This window comes from Nonomuraea sp. NPDC050680 (assembly GCF_040654555.1).
GTDB lineage: Bacteria > Actinomycetota > Actinomycetes > Streptosporangiales > Streptosporangiaceae > Nonomuraea.
This window is the reverse complement of record NZ_JBFAIF010000005.1, coordinates 550,388-570,700: the sequence shown is the minus strand read 5'-3', so window position 1 is coordinate 570,700 and position 20,313 is coordinate 550,388. Positions and strand designations below refer to the sequence as shown.

Annotated in this window: 17 protein-coding genes; 9 read left to right on the top strand and 8 right to left on the bottom strand. The window is 70.5% G+C overall.

What is annotated here, in order from left to right; genetic code table 11:
• Nucleotides 1–43: 43 nt before the first annotated feature.
• Nucleotides 44–2,008, top strand: a complete 1,965-nt coding sequence (locus AB0H88_RS22380) for a family 10 glycosylhydrolase (RefSeq protein ID WP_357647291.1) — start codon at nucleotides 44–46, stop codon at nucleotides 2,006–2,008.
• A gap of 58 nt (nucleotides 2,009–2,066) precedes the next feature.
• Here the strand turns inward: AB0H88_RS22380 and AB0H88_RS22375 are convergent, their stop codons facing one another.
• Nucleotides 2,067–2,948: an NAD(P)-dependent oxidoreductase gene (locus AB0H88_RS22375; protein ID WP_357647289.1), complete on the bottom strand. Its 882-nt coding sequence runs from the start codon at nucleotides 2,946–2,948 to the stop codon at nucleotides 2,067–2,069.
• A 262-nt stretch (nucleotides 2,949–3,210) separates the two neighbouring features.
• Between AB0H88_RS22375 and AB0H88_RS22370 the strand changes: the two genes are divergently transcribed.
• The 7 genes from AB0H88_RS22370 to AB0H88_RS22340 all read left to right on the top strand — a co-directional run bounded on the left by AB0H88_RS22370 (nucleotide 3,211) and on the right by AB0H88_RS22340 (nucleotide 13,095).
• Complete coding sequence (locus AB0H88_RS22370; protein ID WP_357647287.1) at nucleotides 3,211–4,518, top strand: ABC transporter substrate-binding protein; 1,308 nt, start codon at nucleotides 3,211–3,213, stop codon at nucleotides 4,516–4,518.
• Nucleotides 4,515–5,465 carry a sugar ABC transporter permease gene (locus AB0H88_RS22365; RefSeq protein ID WP_357647286.1) on the top strand — a complete coding sequence of 317 codons (951 nt, stop codon included), beginning with the start codon at nucleotides 4,515–4,517 and terminating at the stop codon, nucleotides 5,463–5,465. Before AB0H88_RS22370 ends, AB0H88_RS22365 begins: the two co-directional genes overlap by 4 nt.
• Nucleotides 5,462–6,289 carry a carbohydrate ABC transporter permease gene (locus AB0H88_RS22360; RefSeq protein ID WP_357647284.1) on the top strand — a complete coding sequence of 276 codons (828 nt, stop codon included), beginning with the start codon at nucleotides 5,462–5,464 and terminating at the stop codon, nucleotides 6,287–6,289. The genes AB0H88_RS22365 and AB0H88_RS22360 overlap by 4 nt, the downstream gene beginning before the upstream one ends.
• Nucleotides 6,290–6,306: 17 nt before the next feature.
• Nucleotides 6,307–8,889, top strand: coding sequence for a glycoside hydrolase family 78 protein (locus AB0H88_RS22355; RefSeq protein ID WP_357647282.1), 2,583 nt, complete (start codon nucleotides 6,307–6,309; stop codon nucleotides 8,887–8,889).
• 139 nt (nucleotides 8,890–9,028) lie between these two features.
• The gene (locus tag AB0H88_RS22350) at nucleotides 9,029–10,705 is read left to right on the top strand and encodes a DUF4434 domain-containing protein (RefSeq protein WP_357647280.1); all 1,677 of its coding nucleotides are present in this window, start codon (nucleotides 9,029–9,031) and stop codon (nucleotides 10,703–10,705) included.
• A gap of 264 nt (nucleotides 10,706–10,969) precedes the next feature.
• Complete coding sequence (locus AB0H88_RS22345; protein WP_357647278.1) at nucleotides 10,970–12,298, top strand: hypothetical protein; 1,329 nt, start codon at nucleotides 10,970–10,972, stop codon at nucleotides 12,296–12,298.
• Nucleotides 12,295–13,095 carry a transporter substrate-binding domain-containing protein gene (locus AB0H88_RS22340; RefSeq protein ID WP_357647276.1) on the top strand — a complete coding sequence of 267 codons (801 nt, stop codon included), beginning with the start codon at nucleotides 12,295–12,297 and terminating at the stop codon, nucleotides 13,093–13,095. The genes AB0H88_RS22345 and AB0H88_RS22340 overlap by 4 nt, the downstream gene beginning before the upstream one ends.
• Here AB0H88_RS22340 and AB0H88_RS22335 read toward each other — a convergent pair.
• The 4 genes from AB0H88_RS22335 to AB0H88_RS22320 all read right to left on the bottom strand — a co-directional run bounded on the left by AB0H88_RS22335 (nucleotide 13,092) and on the right by AB0H88_RS22320 (nucleotide 16,245).
• On the bottom strand, nucleotides 13,092–13,256 hold the full coding sequence (locus AB0H88_RS22335; protein WP_357647274.1) for a hypothetical protein: 165 nt from the start codon (nucleotides 13,254–13,256) through the stop codon (nucleotides 13,092–13,094). The two genes, AB0H88_RS22340 and AB0H88_RS22335, sit on opposite strands and share 4 nt — an antisense overlap.
• 85 nt (nucleotides 13,257–13,341) lie before the next feature.
• The gene (locus AB0H88_RS22330) at nucleotides 13,342–14,445 is read right to left on the bottom strand and encodes a Gfo/Idh/MocA family oxidoreductase (RefSeq protein WP_357647272.1); all 1,104 of its coding nucleotides are present in this window, start codon (nucleotides 14,443–14,445) and stop codon (nucleotides 13,342–13,344) included.
• The gene (locus tag AB0H88_RS22325) at nucleotides 14,442–15,185 is read right to left on the bottom strand and encodes a sugar phosphate isomerase/epimerase (RefSeq protein ID WP_357647270.1); all 744 of its coding nucleotides are present in this window, start codon (nucleotides 15,183–15,185) and stop codon (nucleotides 14,442–14,444) included. Before AB0H88_RS22325 ends, AB0H88_RS22330 begins: the two co-directional genes overlap by 4 nt.
• A 160-nt stretch (nucleotides 15,186–15,345) precedes the next feature.
• The gene (locus AB0H88_RS22320) at nucleotides 15,346–16,245 is read right to left on the bottom strand and encodes an arginase family protein (protein WP_357647268.1); all 900 of its coding nucleotides are present in this window, start codon (nucleotides 16,243–16,245) and stop codon (nucleotides 15,346–15,348) included.
• Between the two features lie 28 nt (nucleotides 16,246–16,273).
• On the opposite strand from AB0H88_RS22320, the gene AB0H88_RS22315 reads away from it, so the two are divergent.
• The gene (locus AB0H88_RS22315) at nucleotides 16,274–16,858 is read left to right on the top strand and encodes a CGNR zinc finger domain-containing protein (protein WP_357647267.1); all 585 of its coding nucleotides are present in this window, start codon (nucleotides 16,274–16,276) and stop codon (nucleotides 16,856–16,858) included.
• 34 nt (nucleotides 16,859–16,892) lie between these two features.
• Here the strand turns inward: AB0H88_RS22315 and AB0H88_RS22310 are convergent, their stop codons facing one another.
• From AB0H88_RS22310 to efeB, 3 genes are all read right to left on the bottom strand, one after another.
• The gene (locus AB0H88_RS22310; protein ID WP_357647266.1) at nucleotides 16,893–18,305 is read right to left on the bottom strand and encodes a hypothetical protein; all 1,413 of its coding nucleotides are present in this window, start codon (nucleotides 18,303–18,305) and stop codon (nucleotides 16,893–16,895) included.
• Nucleotides 18,305–18,859, bottom strand: coding sequence for a LemA family protein (locus AB0H88_RS22305; protein ID WP_357647264.1), 555 nt, complete (start codon nucleotides 18,857–18,859; stop codon nucleotides 18,305–18,307). Before AB0H88_RS22305 ends, AB0H88_RS22310 begins: the two co-directional genes overlap by 1 nt.
• Before the next feature lie 195 nt (nucleotides 18,860–19,054).
• The gene (gene efeB, locus AB0H88_RS22300) at nucleotides 19,055–20,308 is read right to left on the bottom strand and encodes an iron uptake transporter deferrochelatase/peroxidase subunit (protein WP_357647262.1); all 1,254 of its coding nucleotides are present in this window, start codon (nucleotides 20,306–20,308) and stop codon (nucleotides 19,055–19,057) included.
• Nucleotides 20,309–20,313: the final 5 nt, after the last annotated feature.

The window sequence follows — 20,313 nt, the reverse complement described above, 5'->3', positions numbered from 1 at the left end:
AAGACTATTGCGCTCGGTTCGGTAGGAGCTGAAACTTCTTTTCGTGACCACGCACCCCCTGCGCACCATCCTGGCCACGATCACCCTCATGCTCACCGCCCTCGTGGTGCCCGCCACCGCTCCCGCAGTCTCGGCGGCGGCGTGCGTGACCGATCCCGCGACGCCCAAGCGGCAGTTACGGGGCATGTGGGTCTCCTCGGTCGCCAACATCGACTGGCCGAGCAGCGCGGGGCTGAGCGTGGCGGCCCAGCAGGCGGAGTTCAGGGCGTGGCTGGACCTGGCCGTGTCCAAGCGCATGAACGCCGTGTTCGTGCAGGTCAGGCCGACGGCGGACGCGTTCTGGCCCTCGTCGTACGAGCCGTGGTCACAGTGGCTCACCGGCACCCAGGGCAAGGATCCCGGCTACGACCCGATGGCCTTCATGGTCGCCGAGGCCCACGCCCGCAACCTGGAGTTCCACGCCTGGTTCAACCCGTACCGGATCGCCAACAACGCCGACCCGAACAAGCTGGTGGCGACCCACCCGGCCCGGACGCACCCGTCCTGGCGGTTCGCCTACGGCGGCAAGCTCTACTACAACCCCGGCATCCCGGAGGTCCGCGACTTCATCGAGGACGCCATCATGGACGCCGTCACCCGTTACGACCTCGACGGCGTGCACCTCGACGACTACTTCTACCCCTATCCGGTCAGCGGCGAGACCATCCCGGACGCCGCGACGTACGCCCAGTACGGCGGCGGGTTCGGCAACATCGCCGACTGGCGGCGCGACAACGTCAACCAGCTGATGCGCGAGATGGACCAGCGCATCCACGCCGCCAAGTCCTGGGTCTCCTTCGGCGTCAGCCCGTTCGGCATCTGGCGCAACGCCGCCACCGACCCGCTCGGGTCGGGCACCTCGGGCCTGCAGTCCTACGACGCGATCTACGCCGACAGCAGGCTCTGGGTCAAGCAGGGCTGGGTCGACTACCTCGCGCCGCAGATCTACTGGAACATCGGGTACGCCCCGGCGGACTACGCGGTGCTGACCGCCTGGTGGTCGAGCGTGGTGCGGGGCACCGGGGTCCAGTTGGTCGTCGGCCAGGCCGCCTACCGCGCGGGCGCCAGTGGCCAGGACGCGGCCTGGCAGGATCCCGCCGAGCTCAGCGACCACCTCTACGACAACAGGAAGCACCCCGAGGTGGCCGGCGACATCTACTTCAGCGCCAAGGACGTCAAGGCGAACCGGATCGGCGCCATCGCCGCGCTGGTCAACGCCCACTACGCCAAGCCCGCCCTGGCGCCCGCCCGCGGCACCGCCGCCGCACCGGCCGCGCCCACGAGCGCGGCGGCGACCAGGGGCTCGGGCGGCGTGGCGCTCTCGTGGCAGGGTGGCGGCGCCACGGCCTACGCGATCTACCGGGTCGATGGCGCCCAACCGGCGGCCGATCCGTGCGCGTACGCCGACGCCCGCAACCTGCTCGGCACGACCAGGAAGACCACCTTCACCGACGCCACGGCGACGGCCACCGGCGGCTACACCTACTACGTGACCGCGCTGAACCGGACGCACCAGGAGAGCGCGCCGAGCGCGGGCGCGGTGGTGACGGGCTCGGCGGCGTTCAGCGTCGTGGTCGACAACGCGGGCGCCGGGTTCGCCGCGAGCTCCTCCTGGGGCACCTCGTCGTTCTCGGCGCAGCTCTACGGCGCCGACTACCGCTTCGCCGACCCCGTCGCGGCCAGCGACCCGGCGTGGTTCAAGGCGGCCATCCCGAGCGCCGGGAGTTACCGGGTGGAGGTCTGGTACGCCGCCAACGCGGGATACAACAGCGCCACGCCGTATCTCGTGGCGGCGTCGGGCGGGAACCAGACCGTGGTCGTGGACCAGCGCACGGGTGGCGGGCAGTGGCGGACCCTCGGCACCTACACCCTCGACGCGGGCACCTACAACGTGGTCGGGGTGAGCCGCTGGACCTCCACGACCGGGTACGTCATCGCGGACGCCGTGCGCGTCACCAAGCTCACTTAACCAAAGCTCACTTAGCCAAAGCTCACTTAGCCAAAGCTCACTTCCTGAGAGCCCAGGGTCACTTCTTCAGCGCCCGCCCGTCCTCGTCCAGGTAGTCGCGCCACGAGCGCTTGGGCGTCCAGCCGAGCAGGCGCATCGCCTTGGCGCAGGAGATGCCGGAGGCGTCCGGACGGCTGAGCGGCCGCAGCGCGATCGCGTCGCCGTAGTGCTCCCGCAGGACCGTCGCGAAGTCGTGGCCACCGACGTTGTCGGGCGAGGCGATGTAGAACACCTCGTGTCCCGGCAGGTCGGACTCGGTGGCCAGCACGATGGCGTCGGCCAGGTCGTAGGCGTCGATGTAGCTCCACAGCCCGGCGCCGGGCTGTCCGTCGCGGATCTGCGGGCCCAGATTGCGCTCGTAGTTGCCCTCGTGCTGCACCCAGCTCGGCCGGATGGAGACGCATCGGATGTCTGACCGGCGCACGGCCGCGTCCATGAGCTGCTCGCCGAAGTGCTTGGCGGTGGCGTAGGGGTCCTGCGGCCGGATCGGGTGCTCTTCGTCCACGGGCGCGTAGTCGGGCAGGAACGGCCGCTCGGGGAAGAAGAAGCCGGGCACGGTCTCGCTGGAGATGTTCACGAAGCGGGTCACGCCGAACCTGATCGCCGCCTCCAGCATGTTGAAGGTGGACATCAGGTTGTTCTGGAAGACCACGTGCGGCGGGTTGGTGCTGGGCTCGGGGATGGCGGCGGCGTGGACGACCGCGTCGGCGCCGCGGACCACCGCGTACGCCGCTCCCGCGTCGGTCAGGTCGGCCTGCTGGTAGCGGGGCGCGCCGGGCTCCGTCCGCTCCCAGACCGGGCGGGTGAGGTCGACGGCCGTCACCTCGTGACCGGCATCGAGCAGGGCCTGGGTGGCCGCACGTCCGACCTTTCCGTGGGCACCGGTGACGACGACGTGCATGGAGGCTCCTTAGACGCCGAGGGTCGGGACGTTCAGGGTGAGGCGTCCAGGATAAGGGGACGAGGCTTCGGCGCTGAAGGCTTGAATCGTTTCGCTTCAGGCCGGGTATCGGCGAGTATCTGGCGGAAGCCACGCCTGGAGCCGCTGATACGTTTCCGTTTCGTTACCGCAGGAGAGCCTTGACGGCCCCGTACGTAAAGCCTATGTTAACGCCCTAACGAGGCCATTGAAACGATTTAAGCTTCGAGCCCCAAGGGGTGTTATGAAGACCACGCTTCACAGACTCGGGGTGGCCTTCTCCGCCGCCCTCCCCCTCCTTTCACTGGCGGCATGCGGCTCGTCGGGCAGTACGACGGCCGCCGACGGCAGCGTCACGATCTCCTTCCTCTACGACAACAACGAAGCCACGGTCAACGGGGCCAAAGCAGTCGTCCAAGCTTTCGAGGCGGCCAACCCGAAGATCAAGATCGAGTCGGAGACCCGCCCAGCGGGCACCGAAGGCGACAACATCATCAAGACCCGGCTGTCCACGGGCGAGATGAGCGACGTCTTCTGGTACAACTCCGGGTCCCTGCTCCAGGCGCTGAACCCCGGCCAGACCCTCGTCGACCTCACCGGCGACCCGGTCATGAAGAACGTGGAGGAGACGTACCTGCCGGTGGTCACCCAGGGCGGGAAGGTCTACGGCGTGCCCACGGGAACCGCCCTCGGAGGCGGCATCCTCTACAACCGGAAGGTCTACGAGAAGCTCGGGCTGCAGGTGCCCAAGAGCTGGGCCGAGTTCACGGCCAACAACGACAAGATCAAGGCCGCCGGGCTGACGCCGGTGATCTCCACGTTCAAGGACACCTGGACCTCGCAGCTGTTCGTGCTCGCGGACTTCTTCAACGTGCAGGCCGCGTCGCCGACCTTCGCGCAGGACTACACGGCCAACAAGGCGAAGTACGCCACCACCCCGGCCGCGCTGACCGGCTTCAAGCGCTTGGAAGAGGTGCACGCCAAGGGGTACCTCAACAAGAACTTCGGCTCGGCCAACCTCGACGCGGGCATCAAGCTGCTGGCCGAGGGCCAGGGCGTGCACTTCCCGCTGCTCACCGGGGTGGTGCCCGGCTTCGTGAAGAAGTTCCCGCAGGTGGGCACCGACATCGGCTACTTCGCCCTGCCGGGTGACGACGCCGCGAAGAACGGCGCCACGGTCTGGGAGCCGGGGGCCGCCTACATCCCCAAGACGAGCAAGCACCTCGACGCAGCCAAGAAGTTCCTGGCCTTCATCGCCTCCCCGGAGGGTACGGCCGCCCTTGGCAAGGGCACCCCGCCGGCCGGACCGTACCGGATCAAGGGGGCCACGCTGCCGACCGACGCGGTCCAGGTCGCCAAGGACCTGCAGGTCTACCTCGACAACAAGGCGTCCGCGCCCGCGCTGGAGTTCGTCTCCCCGGTCAAGGGCCCGTCCCTTGAGCAGATCACTGTCGCGGTCGGCTCCGGCCTGACCACGGCGGCCGAGGGGGCGGCCCAGTACGACAAGGACGTGGAGAAGCAGGCCAAGCAACTGGGGCTCGCGGGGTGGTGACCTCGTCGAGGCCGAGCACGGCCACGTCGCCCGAGCCGCCCACTGCGGCGGCCGGGCGGCGTGCCCGCGCGCGCAAGGGGAAGGGCGGGCGCGGCGGCAACCCGTACCCCTACCTGTTCTACGTGCCCGCGGGGGTCGTCTACACGGTCGTCTTCCTGGTTCCGACGATCATGGCCTTCTACTTCTCGATGACCAGGTGGACGCTGTTCGACAGCACCTTCGTGGGGCTGGAGAACTTCACCGACTTCTTCGCCGAGCAGAACCTGCGGATCGGCTTCCAGAACACCCTGATCTACGCGGTGACCACCAGCGCGCTGAAGGTCGTGCTGGGGATGGCGCTGGGCGTGCTGCTCACCTCGCGGATCAAGCTGCGCGGCTTCCTGCGCTCGGTGGTCTTCTTCCCGGTGCTGGTGAGCACGGTCGCGGTCGGCATCACGTTCAGCGTGCTGCTCAAGCCGGACACCGGGCTGGTGAACAAGGCGCTGGCCCTGGTGGGCATCTCGGGCCCCGACTGGCTCGGCGACGCGAACACCGCGCTGCTGTCGGTGGCGCTCGTGGACGTCTGGAAGGGCGTCGGCCTGGCCACCGTCATCTACATCGCCGGCATGATGTCGATCCCGCGTGACTACTACCAGGCGGTCGCGGTCGACGGCGGCGGTGCCTGGCACCGGTTCAGGTTCGTGACGCTGCCGCTGAGCTGGCCGGCCACCAACTCGGTGATCATCCTGTCCTTCATCGGCGGGCTGCGGTCCTTCGACCTCATCTGGACGATGACCCGCGGCGGACCCGGCTTCACCAGCGACGTCATCGCCTCGATCATCTACAAGCAGTATCAGGCGGGGTTCTTCGGCCTGTCGACCGCCGGGAACGTGATCCTGTTCATCGTGGTCACCGCGCTGGTCGTGCCGCTCACCCGCTTCCTGAGCGCCAGGGAGGTCGCCGCATGAGGGCGCTGCGCAGATCCGGGCCCGAACTCGTCGTGGTCCTCCTGGCCGTCGTCATCTTCGTCGTGCCGTTCTCGTTCATGGTGCTCACGGCGGTCAAGGACGAGGTCCAGTCGGCGGAGCTGGACTTCGGCTGGCCGACGAGCTGGCCCATAGTCCAGAACTTCGTCGAGGTGATCGAGGCGCGCGACTACGTGCTGCTGCGCGCCTTCCTCAACAGCACGATCCTCACCGTCGTGACGGTCACGCTGCTGGTCGTCTTCTGCTCCATGGCCGGGTTCGTGCTCCAGCGCAGGGCGGGCCGCATGCGGTCTGTGGTCAACTTCCTGGTGCTGTCCGGGTTGATCATCCCGCCCGCGATCGTGCCGACCATCTGGGTGCTCCAGACTCTCGGCCTGTTCAAGACGCTGCCGGGGCTCATCCTCGTCGAAGTCGCCTTCCACATGTCGTACTCAGTCCTGCTTTTTCGCGCTTTTGTGGCGGCGGTGCCGCGCGAGCTGGACGAGGCGGCGATGATCGACGGCTGCACCGGGTTCAGGCTGTTCTTCAAGGTGATCTTCCCGCTGCTCCGGCCGGTGACGATCACGATCATCCTGACCTCCTCGGTCGCCGTCTTCAACGACTTCGTCAACCCGCTCTACTTCCTGCCCGGTGACGAGAACGCCACCGTCCAGCTCACCCTGTACAACTTCCAAAGCCAATACAGCACGCAGTGGAACCTGCTGTTCATGGACATCGTGCTCATCACGATCCCGCCACTGCTCGCTTTCATCTTCTTCAACCGCAAGATCGTGGCGGGGATGACCGCCGGCGCGATCAAGGGCTGACGCTCAAGAGGAGCCGCATGACCATCGACCTGCGTTTCGAGCACCACCGAGAGCCGCTCGGCATCGGAGAACCCAGGCCACGGCTGTCCTGGACGGTCCGCGACGACCGTCCCGGCTGGCAACAGCACGGCTACGACGTCGAGATCCGCGACTCGGAGGGCAAGGTTGTCTCTACGACCGGGCGCTCCGACTCCGTGCTGGTCCCGTGGCCGGGTGACGACCTGCGCTCGCGGGAGCGCCGGGCCGTACGCGTGCGGGTCCGCGGTCAGGACGGCGAGGCGAGCGAGTGGAGCGAGTGGACCTGGGTCGAGGCGGGCCTGCTGGAGGCGGAGGAGTGGCGCGCGGAGGCGGCGGCGCCGCCCGCCGAGCTGCTCGGCGCGCCGGACGGGCCCGCGACCATGCTCAGGCGCGGCTTCGCCGTCCGCGGGCCGGTCGAGCGGGCCCGCCTGTACGTGACCGGCCACGGCCTGTACGAGGTGGAGATCAACGGGCAGGTCGTGGGCGATGACGTGCTCGCGCCGGGCTGGTCGAGCTACGACCACCGCCTGCGCTACCGCACGCACGACGTCACCGCGCTGCTGGCGGAGGGTGACAACGCCATCGGCGCGATGCTCGCCGACGGGTGGTACCGCGGCCGACTCGGCTTCAAGGACGGCAGGGTCGAGACGTACGGCTCGCGCACCGCGCTCATCGCCCAGCTCGAAGTCGTCTACGCCGACGGCTCGACCGACGTCGTGACCACCGACGGCTCCTGGCGCTGCGCCCGCGGCCCGGTCCTCGCGGCGAGCCTGTACGACGGCGAGAAGTACGACGCCCGCCTGCTGCCCGCCGGTTGGTCCTCACCCGGCTTCGACGACGGCGCCTGGCTGCCCGCCGACGTCGTGGAGCACGACCCCGCCCTGCTCGTCGCCCCCACCGGCCCGCCGGTCCGCCGCTTCGAGACGCTGCGTCCCGTCGAGGTCATCGAGGGGCCGGCCGGCGAGAGGATCCTCGACTTCGGCCAGAACATCTCCGGCCGCCTGCGCATCCGCGTCCAGGGCCCGGCCGGGCACACTGTCACGCTGCGCCACGCCGAGGTCCTGGAGAACGGCGCCCTGTCGCGCCGCCCGCTGCGCAACGCGGCCGCCCAGGACGAGTACACCCTGGCCGGCGGCGCGGAGGAGGAGTGGGAGCCGCGCTTCACCATGCACGGCTTCCGCTACGCCGAGCTGATCGACTGGCCGGGCGAGCTGGGCCCCGACAGCGTCCAGGCGGTCGTCTGCCACACCGACATGCGCCGTACCGGCTGGTTCACCTGCTCGGACCCGCAGCTCCAGCGCCTGCACGACAACGTGGTGTGGAGCATGCGCGGCAACTTCGTCGACCTGCCGACCGACTGCCCCCAGCGCGACGAGCGCCTGGGCTGGACCGGCGACATCCAGGTCTTCGCCCCCACCGCGGCCTTCCTGTACGACTGCGCGGGCACGCTCGGCTCCTGGCTCGCCGACCTGGCCGCGGAACAGGACGAGTCCGGCATGGTGCCCTACTACATCCCGTGGGTCAGCCTCGACTTCCCCGCCATGCCGACGGCGGCGTGGGGAGACGCGGCGGTGATCGTGCCCTGGGTGCTCTACGAGCGCTTCGGGGACCTCGGGGTGCTGGAGGCGCAGTACGACAGCATGAAGGGCTGGGTCGACCACATCGCCGGCATCGCCGGGGACGACCACCTGTGGGACGAGGGCTTCCAGTTCGGCGACTGGCTCGACCCCGCCGCGCCGCCGGACAAGCCCGGCAAGGCCAGGACCGACCCGTACCTCATCGCCACCGCCTACCACGCCTGGACCGCGCAACTCGTGGCCGACACCGCCGAGCTGCTGGGCCGGGGCGAGGACGCGAAGAAGTACGGCGAGTTGGCCGCTGCGGTCCGAGCGGCCTTCCGCCGCGAGTACCTCTCGCCGTCCGGGCGCCTGGTCAGCGACACCCAGACCGCCTACGCGCTGTCCCTGCACCTCGGCCTGGCGGAGACGCCGGAGCAGCGGGCGCGGGCAGGCAAGCGGCTGGCCGAGCTGGTGGACCAGGACGACTACCGCATCGGCACCGGCTTCGTCGGCACGCCGCTGGTCTGCGCCGCCCTGGCCGCGGCGGGGGAGCACGACACCGCCTACCGGCTGCTGACGCAGCGCGAATGCCCCTCGTGGCTGTACCCGGTGACCATGGGCGCGACCACGATCTGGGAGCGCTGGGACAGCATGCTGCCCGACGGCTCGGTCAACCCCGGCGAGATGACCTCGTTCAACCACTACGCGCTGGGCGCGGTCGCCGACTTCCTGCACGGCACGCTCGCCGGCCTGGCTCCCGCCGCGCCCGGCTACCGCCGCATCCGCGTCGCGCCGCGGCCCGGCGCCGGTCTCACCCACGCCTCCGCCGAGCACGAGACGCCGTACGGGCCTGCGGCGGTGGCCTGGTCCCGGACGGGCGGCAACCTCACGGTCACCGTCTCCGTGCCGTCGGGGACGACGGCCGAGGTCGACCTGCCGTCCGGGGAGCTGGTGGAGGTCGGGTCGGGGATGCACACCTTCACCACGCCGTACCGCGATCCTGCGGACGACCCGGTGGCCTGAGCGGTCCGTTCCGTGCTCCCGGGGCGGCGGGTTCGCCGCGCCGTCCTGGGGGTCCGGCCGTGCCGCGATAAGGTGCATCGGGTGATCTAACGGGTACGACCGTTCTGGCCGCGAGCGGACACTCGCGCGAGGAGGTCATGTGGTATCCGGGTGGATCCTGCGGGGGTTCGCGGCCGTGGCGGTGCTGGCGGCCACCGTCGTTCCCGGGACGCGGGCCGAGGCCACTCCGACGCCAGTCGTGACACCTGGTGTGGTGGGGGTCGACGCGGGCTGTCCGGCGCGGGACACGCGGGTGGACGCGCCGTACGCGATCACCGGCTACTGGCTGGTACCCCGCTCGGACCCGTGCGTCACGCGGCGGACCGTGGAGGCGATCCACGGGGTGGGCGGTGACACCCTCATCACGTTCGGCCCGCGCCTGGTGCCCAGCCGGGTAGACCGGGCGGGGCGGCTGCTGAAGGAGGGCGCGCCCGACCCCGACTTCACCGGCTGCGTCGAGAACGGGAAGACGTGCTACCAGGCTGCTCGGGAGGCGGTTCCGCGCATCCGAAGGGTCTACGGCTATGCGGCGAACGAGCTGTTCGGCGACGGCCTGCTGCGGTGTCCGGGCCTGGACCGGCGGATCGAGAGCGGCGAGCGGGTCTACTACCGGTTGCTGCTGGGCACGTCCTGCTCCCGCGGCCCGTACGACCTCGTCCTGATCGCCACCGACGGCGACGGGCTGGGCAACCTGATGACGGAGGCGGCCGCGTACGGGATGAAGGTGTTCCCCGGGCTGCCCGCCGCGCCGCAGGACGTCAAGCGGCCGTGGCTGCCCGACCTCAGGCACCTCGGCGCCGTGACCGCGCTCACCGAGCGGGTGCTGACGGACTATCGGGGCAGGTACGGGCCGTCGGCGGCGTTCGCCGGGGTGTACCAGTCGTTCGAGCTGGCGGTGAAGTCGCGGCCCAGCGTCGATCCGACCATCGACCTGTACCAGGCCCAGCACGCCGTGGTGGCCGCCACGCTGCCCGGGAAGAAGATCCTGGTCAGTCCCTACTTCGACGCGCGCAGGGACAAGGGCTTTCCACCCGAGCGGGTGGGGCCGGGGCTGCTCGCCATCGCCGCCACCGCGCACGGCGCGCCCATGGCCGTCGCCGTACAGGACGGGCGCGGGACGGGCAAGGTGCCCGTCTACGGCCGCGACGAGGCGGACGCCAAGGTCGATCCCCGCCTGGTGCCGATGGTGGGGGACGTCACCAACCGGCAGGCGTACTACGGCTCGACCTACGACTACCTCCAGGCGGCGGCGCGGTCACGGCCGCCGGGGGTGGAGCTGTGGATGAACGCGGAGGCCTTCGAGCCCGCCCCGGTGGCCGGCGAGTGCGGCCGGTCCGACCCACTGCCGCTGCGCGGCCGGACGACCAAGAAGCGGCTCGACGCCCAGGTCATGGCGGCCGGCGCGGCCGTGACCAAGGTGATCTCCTACGGCTGGGACCCGTTCCTGACCTGCCGGCTCAACTGGATGACCCCGTCGTTGAGCGACGACCTCCACGCCTCCTGGAACGCACCCCTCATCGTCGGCGCGACCAGGAACGCGACCGGGATCGCGATCACCGGCCGCAACCTCGCGGGCGGGACGATCACGGTCCAGTACGCCCGCGCCGGGGCGGGGACGAAGACGGTGACCGTCGCCCAGGGGCCGGACGAGGCCGGCGCCGCCTGGGTGCCCTTCACCACGCCCACAGACGTCGATCCCCGCCGCCCGTTCCTCTACATCACCGCCGTGAACGGCACCGGCCGCCCCAGCACCAGCGCGTACGTCATCCCCGCTTAGCGCGGCGACCACGAACGTTCGCCGGGCATCCGTTCTTCCGCTCCCCGAAGGGGGTGTCCCTTCCTGGGGACCCTTGCCACGGCGGATCGTCTTCTTCCGGGCCTGTCGACCAAACGGGGTAAACCAGTCCTCTTCGATAGTGCCACCGGCAGCCCCCTTGCGGATCTGTCGCTTCCGCGGCCATGCTCGAATTTCCCAGCACGAGTCGATCTCGGGAGGCGCGGTGCACACCAACGATCCCGGCGTCTCCCGCCGGAGCGGCCCATGACGGTGACGGCGACGCCTTCGACCGGGCGCAAGAGGTCGGTCTCCGGGCGGGTGCGTACGCTGGCCGGGCTGTCCCTTCTGACGCTGGCGCTCCTGCTGGGCGCGATCCTGGCCGGCGCGGCGAGTACGGGATCCGGCTTACGCACCATCGGGCATGACGCCGGGCCGCAGGTGCTCGCCACCACGGGCCTGTATCGGCAGATGTCGGAGATGGACGCGCTGGTGGCCGAGACTCTGCTGCTGGGCAGCGAGTACGGCCCCCAGCAGCAGGCCGACCTGACCACCTATGACCAGCGGCGGCTGGAGATCTCCGAGAGCCTGCTCAAGGCGTACCGGCTGGCTCTGGACGATCCCGCCGAGCAACGTACGGTCGAGTCGCTGATCGAGGGGCTGGGCCGCTACGAACGGCTGGCGACCCAGGCCCGGCTGCTGGACGTGCAGTCCAAGCACACCGCGGGACAGCCGCCCGACAATGTGGTCCAGGCCTATCAGAAGGCCACCGACCTCATGCACCGCGAACTGCTGCCCCAGGCCTACAACCTGACCCTGGAAACCGGGACGATCGTCCGGCGCGCGCACGTGGCCGAGCGTTCGACCACCTCGTTGGCCCGCTTCGCCGTCATCGTCACCGGGCTGCTCGCGCTGGGCTGCCTGCTGGGTCTGCAGATGTACCTGACCCGCAGGTTCCGCCGGGTCTTCGCGCCGGCTCTGGTGGTCGCCACCGTGCTCACCGTGGCGGGTCTGGTGACGGGCACGGCCCTGCTCAACCGGCAGGGCCAGGCGCTGGACGAGGCCAAGCGCGGCGGTTTCGACGCCGTGCTCACCTTGACCAGGGCACGGGCGATCAGCAACAGCATGCACGGAGACCAGAACCGCTACCTGCTCGACCGCTTCCGCAAGGACACCTACGAACACGCCTTCCTGGACAAGTCCCAGACGATCGCCGCCGTCGAGTCCACCAGCCTGCCCGACTACCAGAGCAAGCTGCGGGCCGACTTCCAGGGACTGCTCGGCAGCCTGACGGGCCAGGACCGGGAACGCCTCTTCACCGTCTACCAGAAGTTCCAGCAGGCGGACGCGCGGATGCGGACCATGACGGCGGAAGCGGCGATCAAGTACTGGGACGGCGAGCTCACCCAGACCTACGAAAGCTACGACAAGGTGCTGGAGGAGCTGGTCCGGCGGCACGAGTCCGACTTCGAGCGCGCCATCGACAGCGGCGACGGAGCCCTGGAGACGCTGTGGCGGTTGATCCCCGCCGGGCTGGCCGCCGGCGCCCTGCTCATCCTGGTCGGGATCTGGCCACGACTCAGGGAGTACCGGTGAGAAAGCTGCTGATCTGCCTGATGCTGCTGCTCACCGCCTGCGGCGCGGGGCGGCCGGAGTCCCTCGTGGACAAGGACGAGCTGATCGTCGCCATCCGCTCCGACGTCCCGCTGATCAGTTTCAAGGGGCAGAACGGTGGATACGACGGCTTCAACATCGACGTGGCCAAATATCTGATCTCCCGGCTGGGCAAGCAGATCCGCTGGCTGGAGATCACCGCCGGCGACCAGCTCACCGTGCTCACGGAGGGGCGTGCCGACCTGGTCTTCGCCCACATGTCGGTCACCCCGGAGCGGAAGAAGGTGATCGACTTCGCCGGGCCGTACCACGTCGACTTCCAGGACATCGCGGTGCGGCCGGCCGACAAGGACGTCATCCGCGACGTCCGCGACCTGGCGGGCCGCAAGATCTGCTGGGTGCGTGGCACGAACATCGCCCAGCGGATCATCGACGAGCGCCGGGTCAAGGCGATCGCCGTCCCCGCGCCCGACTACAACGTCTGCCTGCAGATGATCAAGGACGGCAGGATCGACGCCATCTCCACCAACAGCCAGATCCTGGCGGGGCTGCTCACTAAGCCGGGCGTCGACCTGCACCTGGTCGGCGCGACTTTCAACGAGCAACGTACGGCGATCGGCATTCGCAAGGGTGATGTCGACGGCTGTGAGGAGCTCAACCGGGCCATCACCGAGATGTACCAGGACGGCACGGCGAACATGTTGCTGGACAAATGGTTCGGCAAGTCGGGCATCGACCTGTCGGTGGTCTCGGTCCCGCAGTTCGAGGGCTGCTCCTAGGCGGGCGGCCGGGCGATCTCCGCGCTGAACCTGTCGACCAGTGCCTGTTTGGCGCGGCCGGCCACCTCCACGTCGTAGGAGACCAGCTTGACCGTCGCCGGGTCGGCCGCCTTGGAGTGTGCCGGCACCGTGGTGTTGGTGGGCAGGGCGTAGAAGTTCACCAGCGGCTCACGCTCGTGAGGCCGGCCTGTTCACGCTTGGCTGACCAAGCGTGAACAGGCCGGTCTGCTACGTCTACGTCTACGTCTACGTCAGCGTGGCGGCGTGCGGGTCCCAGCCGTCGGGGAGTGGTGGTGGGGTGGGTGACGTGGTCTGCAGGCGGCGGGCCTCGCCGTCCTCTCCGGCGTCGCCGATGGCGGTCATGATCTCCAGTACGTGCTGGGCGAGCGCGCCCGAGGCCCGGTGCGGGGTCCCGGCGCGCAGCGACCTTGCCATGTCCAGGACGCCCAGGCCGCGCCCGGCCGTCGTACCCGTGACGGGCAGTTCCCGCCACTCGGCGTCATGCGGGCCACGAGCCAGCAGCGGCCCCTCGAAGGTGTTGGGGTCGGGCAGGGACAGCGCCCCCTCGGTGCCGATGATCTCGATCGTCTGCCGGCGGATGGGCGAGTCGAAGCTGAACGTCGCGGTCGCGCTGGCGCTGCCCGCGAAGTCGATCAGCGCGTTGACGTGCGTGGGAACCTCCACCGCGAACGCCGTACCCGCCTTCGGCCCCGAGCCGATCACCCGGTGGCCGCGGGCCCGCCGGGTGCTGGCCGCGATGCGGGCCGCCGGGCCGAGCAGGGCGACGAGGGCGGTCAGGTAGTAGGGGCCCAGGTCGAACAGGGGACCGGCGCCCCGCTGGTAGAGAAACTCGGGATTGGGGTGCCACGACTCGGGGCCGAGGCTCTGGAAGGCGGCCGTGACGCCCACCGGGGTGCCGATGAGGCCGGCGGCGAGCGCCTTGGCCGCCGACTGGAGCCCCGCGCCGAGGAAGGTGTCGGGGGCGTTGCCGACGAGCAGGTTGAGGTTCGCCGCCTCCGCGGTGACCTTGGCCGCCTCGTCCATGTCCAGGGCCAGCGGCTTCTCGCTGTACACGTGCTTGCCCGCGCGCAGCGCCGCGAGCGCCACGGCGGCGTGCGCGGCGGGGATCGTCAGGTTGACGACGATCTCCACCTCAGGCACCGCCAGTACGGTCTCGACGGTGCCGGAGAGCGGCACCCCGTGCTCGCGCGCGGCGGTCGCGGCCCTGGCCGTGTCGAGGTCGGCGACGCCGAGCACGCGGACGTCGGGGAAGGAGGACAGGTGACGGAGATAGTTGTCGCTGATCACACCGGCGCCGACGATGGCGACGCCTACGGGTCCGGAGCTCACGAAGCGCTCAGCTCGGTGAGGTAGGCGTGGCTGCCCGCGAGCGCCTCGAAGATGTCGCCCGCGCAGCTGTCGAGCTCCACGATCCGCCAGGTGTCCGGGCTGGCCGCGAGGATCTCCGGCACCGGCATGACGCCCTGTCCCACGGCCACGTGCGGCTCCTCCTTGACGCCCGGCCCGTCCTTGACGTGCAGCGCCAGGATCCGGGAGGAAAGGTTGCGCAGCAGGGCGGGCACGTCGGCGCCGCCCACGGCGGCCCAGTAGGTGTCGATCTCCAGGAACACCTCCGGAGCCAGCAGGTCGGCGAGGGCCTCCAGCGCGTGGCGGCCGTCGATCCGCGGCTCGATCTCCCACCAGTGGTTGTGGTAGCCGATCCGCATGTCGTAAGAGGCTGCCTGCTCGGCCAGGCCGTTCAGCAGGTCGGCGGTCCTGGACAGACCGTCGCGCGTGGTGAACTCCTCCTCCTTGATGCCGCCCGGGATGATCACCAGATCGGTGCCCACGGTGGCGATGGCGTCGAAGACCTCGGTCGGCTCCTTGCTGAGCAGCGCGTAGGCGTGCGTGCTCGACACGGCCAGCCCGAGGTCGTCGGCCACCTGCCGGAAGCCCTTGGGATCGCTGGTCGGGTCGTAGGGCTCGACGGCCCCGTAACCGATCCCGGCTATCCGGCGCAGCACGTCGTCACGGTCGGCGGCCAGTTGGTCCCTTACGGAGTAGAGCTGCACGCTGAGCGGCTTGGTCACTTCGGCTCCCTGACTGCTTTTAGTCCACAATCTGTACATAATCCTCCGAGGTGGATCAGACATCGTCAAGGGAGTACGGCCCGTCATCCCACCTGTCGGGACATCCTCACCGGACGGGTTGTCGTCGCGGGCCGGGTCGTTTCCGGCGGACGGGTAAGACTCACCGGTCGGTGGCGAGCGCCGAGGCGAGAATGTCCACGAGGAGGGCGGCCTGCGTGCCGTCCTGGTCGAGGTCGGGGTCGAAGATGGTGAGCTCCAGGCCGGCGGCTCCCGGGAGGCTGAGCAGGCCACGGAGCAGCCCGGCCAGGCCGTCGGCGTCGGGTCCGCCGGGGGTGGGGGAGTCGACGGCGGGCAGCAGCGCGGAGTCGAGCACGTCGGCGTCGACGTGGATCCAGAAGCCGTCGAGGTCGTCGCGGACCAGCACCTTCCTGGCGACATCCAGGGTGTCGGGGCCGAGGTCGGCGGCGGGCACGTAGGCGAGACCGGACTCCTTGACGTCCCGCAGGTCCTCCTCGTCGCGGACGCCGAGCACGATCACGTCCTCGTCGGCCACGTACGGGCGCAGGCCGCCGATGTCCGTCAGGTAGTCGTCGCCACGGCCGGTCACCAGGGCGAGGCTCTCTCCGCCCGCCGAGCCCACGTACGGGGCGTTGCCCAGGTTGCGGAAGTCGGCATGGGCGTCCAGGTACGCCAGGCCGTAGCGTCCCGTCTCGCGCAGGGCGAGGGCCGGCCCCAGCAGGATCGAGCAGTCGCCACCGAGGACGATCGGGAAGGCCCCCGACTCGCGTACGGCGGCGACGCGGTCGGCCAGCTTTCTGGCGTACGCGGCGATCGCCGGGCCGTTGCGGACCCCGTCGCCCGGCTGCCAGGTGGACACGTAGCGCGGCGGAACCACCGCGCCCGCGTCGTCCGCGCCGATCCGCTCCCGCAGCCCGGCGTCACGTAGCGCCCACGGGGCCTTGTAGCAGCCGGGGACCGCGTCCGGGGCGGGCGGGCGCAGGCCGAGGTTCGAGGGGGCGTCGAGGATGCTGAATCTTGTGTCAGGAGTTATAGTGCTCATAGTCGTGACGCTAGCAGGAGGAAATGGGATGCGCCAATACGTCGACACGGGGTTGGTGGCGTTGGATCTGGCCAACACGTGGGATGACTACCTGGACGAGCCGGAGCGGCTCCCGGATCTGGCGGCGCTGCGACAGTTCTGCGCGGAGTTTGGCGGGGAGGAGTTCGACGAGGAGGAGTTCGGCGGGGAGGAGTCCGTGGAGGAGTTCGGCGAATCGCCTGGTCAGGAGTCCGAGTTGGCCGCTGTGCGGGAGATGCGCGGGCGGCTGCGGGCCGTGCTGGCCTGCGAGCCGCCGGAACGGACGCGGGCGCTGGCCGGGTTCGCGGCGGGGCTGCCGGCGCGGGTGGTCGTCGAGGACGTGGAGGGGGTGCCGGTGCTGCGGCTCGCGGCGCCCGACGGCGCGGGGACGGCGGACCGGCTGGCGGTGCGCGCGGTGCGCGAGCTGCTCGACGTGGCCGCCGCGGGGGATTGGGCGCGGTTGCGGCTGTGCGCGGCCTCGCCGTGCCGGGACGCCTTCATCGACCGGAGCCGGCCGGGGCGGCGGCAGTTCTGCTCGACCCGCTGCGCCAACCGCGCCCACGCCGCCGCCTCCCGCGCCCGCCACCACGCCTGACCGGCCCTCCCACCCGGTGGCGCGCTGCTCGTTCTTACGCGCCCCACCCCGGCCGGACCTCGCCGAGGTTGCGTGGGGCGTCGATCAGGTGGTCCTGGGTGTCGGCGTAGTGGCCTCGGTGGGTGGTGCTGCGGAGCACCTCGATCTCGCTGATCCAGCCGACCCGCCGCCCCGCCCTGGCGCGGACGAGGTCGCCCTCTGACAGGCGGCTCCACTGGTCCTCGGCCATGCCGTACGCCTTGAGCTCGCGGCCGCGGCCCTCGTCGACGGCGCACCAGTGGACGTACTTCGGCCGGTTCTCGTTGCCTCCCGATCGGCGTCTGCGCAGGCGGACGATCTGGCCTTCGACCCGGGTCTGGCCGGTGAGGTCGAGGAGGGCGCGGCCGGCGGGCACGGCGGCGATCGCGAGGCCGACGGCGAAGCCTCCCGGCTGGGTCAGGGCGCGCGGCCACAGCTCGAACGCGGACAGGACGATCAGCACGATCCACGTCCAGAAACCGGCGAAGAACCCCGCCGCCAAGCCGCGGCCGATGGCGTGCAGCGGCGGCCGGCCCCAGATGAGCCGCGACGGGTAGCGCACGTCCACCGCGTGCCACATGCCGCCGTAGTCGGACCACGCCCGGCGGTCGTCGGCGGGCACGCTCACCGGCAGGCTGCGCACCGCGCGCGGCGCGAGCCCGAGGGCGGCCGCGTACGCCAGGGGGCGGCCCCAGATGGTCACGCTCGCCGCGGGCTTGTCGGCGAAGCGGGAGTTCGACAGGCTCTCGCGTACGGCCAGCCAATGCCCCGCCGCCTGGACGCCCAGGTCGGTGCCGCGCTCGCCGTTCAGCCGCCCGGCCAGGTAGACCAGCGCGGCGTAGGCGAGGACGCCCGCGCCGATGCCGCCGTCACGGTCGGAGTCGGCCGAGGCGTCGGCCACGGTGACCGCGACGGCGACCAGCGCGGCGGGCACCAGCGCCGCCGCGAACAGCAGCGTCGCGTGCGCCCGGCTCCAGCGCGCCCGCGACAGTCCCCGCCGCCGGGCGTCGGCGATGACCTTCTTACGGAAGCTCTTCCACCAGCGGCCCAGGTTGCGCGAGCCCTCGGCCAGCGCGCCGGTCGCCACGACGCCATCACGCGCGAGTGAGCGAACGTGCTCGTAGACGAGCTGCTCGTACGGGTTCAGCCCTTCGGCCTGGCGCAGCCGTACCAGGGACAGCTCCGGGCCGACCTCCTCGATCTGGACCGCGCCCCGCGCGGCGAGGTCGAGCAGGGTGGCCGAGGCGGCCTCGTCGCACAGGCGCCAGCCACCGGTGATGAGGTCGACCACGGCGGGCGATTCGTCCGCGAGCTGGGCGCCAGGCGGGCCGGGGGTGATGTCCGGAGTGCGGGTCGCGATCGCCAGGGCCAGCAGGAGCAGCGCCCACAAGGCGGTGGCGACGGCCGCCGCGGCGAACCAGACGGTCATCAGAATCGCACCTGTACGGGCCCGCGCTCCTCGCCGGGCGCCTGGAAGTATTCGCGGGAGGTGAACCCGCCCATGCCCGCGACGATGTTGGCCGGGACGGTCTGGATCGCGTTGCTGTAGGTGAGGACGGCGTCGTTGTAGTACTGGCGGGAGTAGGCGATCCGGTTCTCGGTGGTGGCCAGTTCCTCCTGGAGTTCGGCGAAGTTCTGGCTGGCCTTGAGGTCGGGGTAGGACTCGGCGACCGCGAACAGGCTCTTCAGCGCGCCGGTCAGCGCGTTCTCGGCACTGGCCTGCTCGGTGAGGCTGTGCGCGCCGAGGGCCTGCGCGCGGGCGGCCGTGACGGCGGTGAGCGTCTGCCGCTCGTGGCCCGCGTAGCCGCGTACGGCCTCCACCAGGTTGGGGACAAGATCGTGGCGGCGTTTGAGCTGTACATCGACCTGTGCCCAGGCGTTCTCGACGGCGTTGCGTTTGCGGACCAGCCCGTTGTAGATCACGACGATGAGGACGGCGACCAGCAGAAGGAGTAAGGCGAAGGCGCCAACGACAATGATCACAACGGCCTCCCTGACGTGTCACTGCGCATGCTTCATGTGAACAGCTCAGCCTTGCAAGCGGCTGTACGTCAGGCGATGCGCGCGCCCCAGCCAGGCGAAGCACCCGCTCCCGGCCGGCGCCCCAGCCGGGCGGAGCACCCGCTCCCGGCCGGCGCCCCAGCCGGGCGGAGCACCCGCTCCCGGCCGGCGCGCCAGTCAGGCGAAGAGTGCGCGCCCCCAGTAGTCACCCGCGTCCCGCATCCCCGGGGGGCACGCCCACAGCCCGCTGGAGATGTGCTTGATGTACTCGTTGAGGGCGTCGCTCTTGGCCAGCCGCGTCTGCACCGGCACGAACTGCTTACGCGGATCCCGCTGATAGGCGATGAAGAACAGCCCGGCGTCGAGGCGGCCGAGCCCGTCTGAGCCGTCCACGAAGTTGTAGCCCCTGCGCAGCAGGTGGGCGTCGCCGTTGGTGCTGGGGTGGGCCAGCCGGACGTGGGCGTCGTTCTTGATGAGTGGCCCGCCGTCGGCGCCCTTGGCCGCGAAGTCCACCGTGTCGAACTCCGCCTTCTTGCCCAGCGGCGCGCCGACGCCCTTGTCCCGGCCGAAGATGGCCTCCTGCTCGGCCAGCGAGGTACGGTCCCAGGTCTCGACCATCATGCGGATCTTCCGGGTGACCATGTAGCTGCCGCCGGTCATCCAGGCGGGGCCGTCCTGGGCGTCCACCCACAGCTGCCGGCGCAGCAGTTCGGCGTCCTCCAGCTTGAGGTTGTTGGTGCCGTCCTTGAAGCCCATCAGGTTGCGCGGCGTCGCCTGGGCGCGCGAGGTGGAGGACGTACGGCCGAAGCCGAGCTGGGACCAGCGCACCGACACCTTGCCGAAGCCGATCCTGGCCAGGTTGCGGATGGCGTGCACGGCGACCTGGGGGTCGTGCGCGCACGCCTGCACGCAGATGTCGCCGCCGGATATTTCCGGAACGAGTGCCTCGCCAGGAAATTTCGGGAGATCGGCGAGGGCGGCGGGGCGCTTGTCCGCCAGGCCGAACCGCTTGTCGAAGAGCGACGGCCCGAAGCCGATCGTCAGCGTCAGCCCGGAGGCGGGCAGGCCGAGCGCCTCGCCGGTGTCGTCGGGCGCCGCCTCGGGGACCCCGCCGAGCGTGCCGAACGTGCCCGCCTCCTTGCCCTGTACGAGCCTGGCCGCCGCGGCCGTCCACTCCTGCAGCAGCTCGACCAGTTCGGCCCGCTTGTCGGTGATGACGTCGAAGGAGACGAAGTGCAGCCGGTCCTGGGCGGGCGTGACGATGCCCGCCTGGTGCTCGCCGTAGAAGGGGACGGGATCGGAGATCGAGGCCGCGTGCGCGACCGGCGGCTCTTCGAGCAGCGAGCGTGTGGCCACGGCGCCGACGCCGACGGCCGCCGCTCCCGCCGCGCCCATGCCGAACAGCTTCCTGCGGCTCATGCGCTCGCTCATGGTCC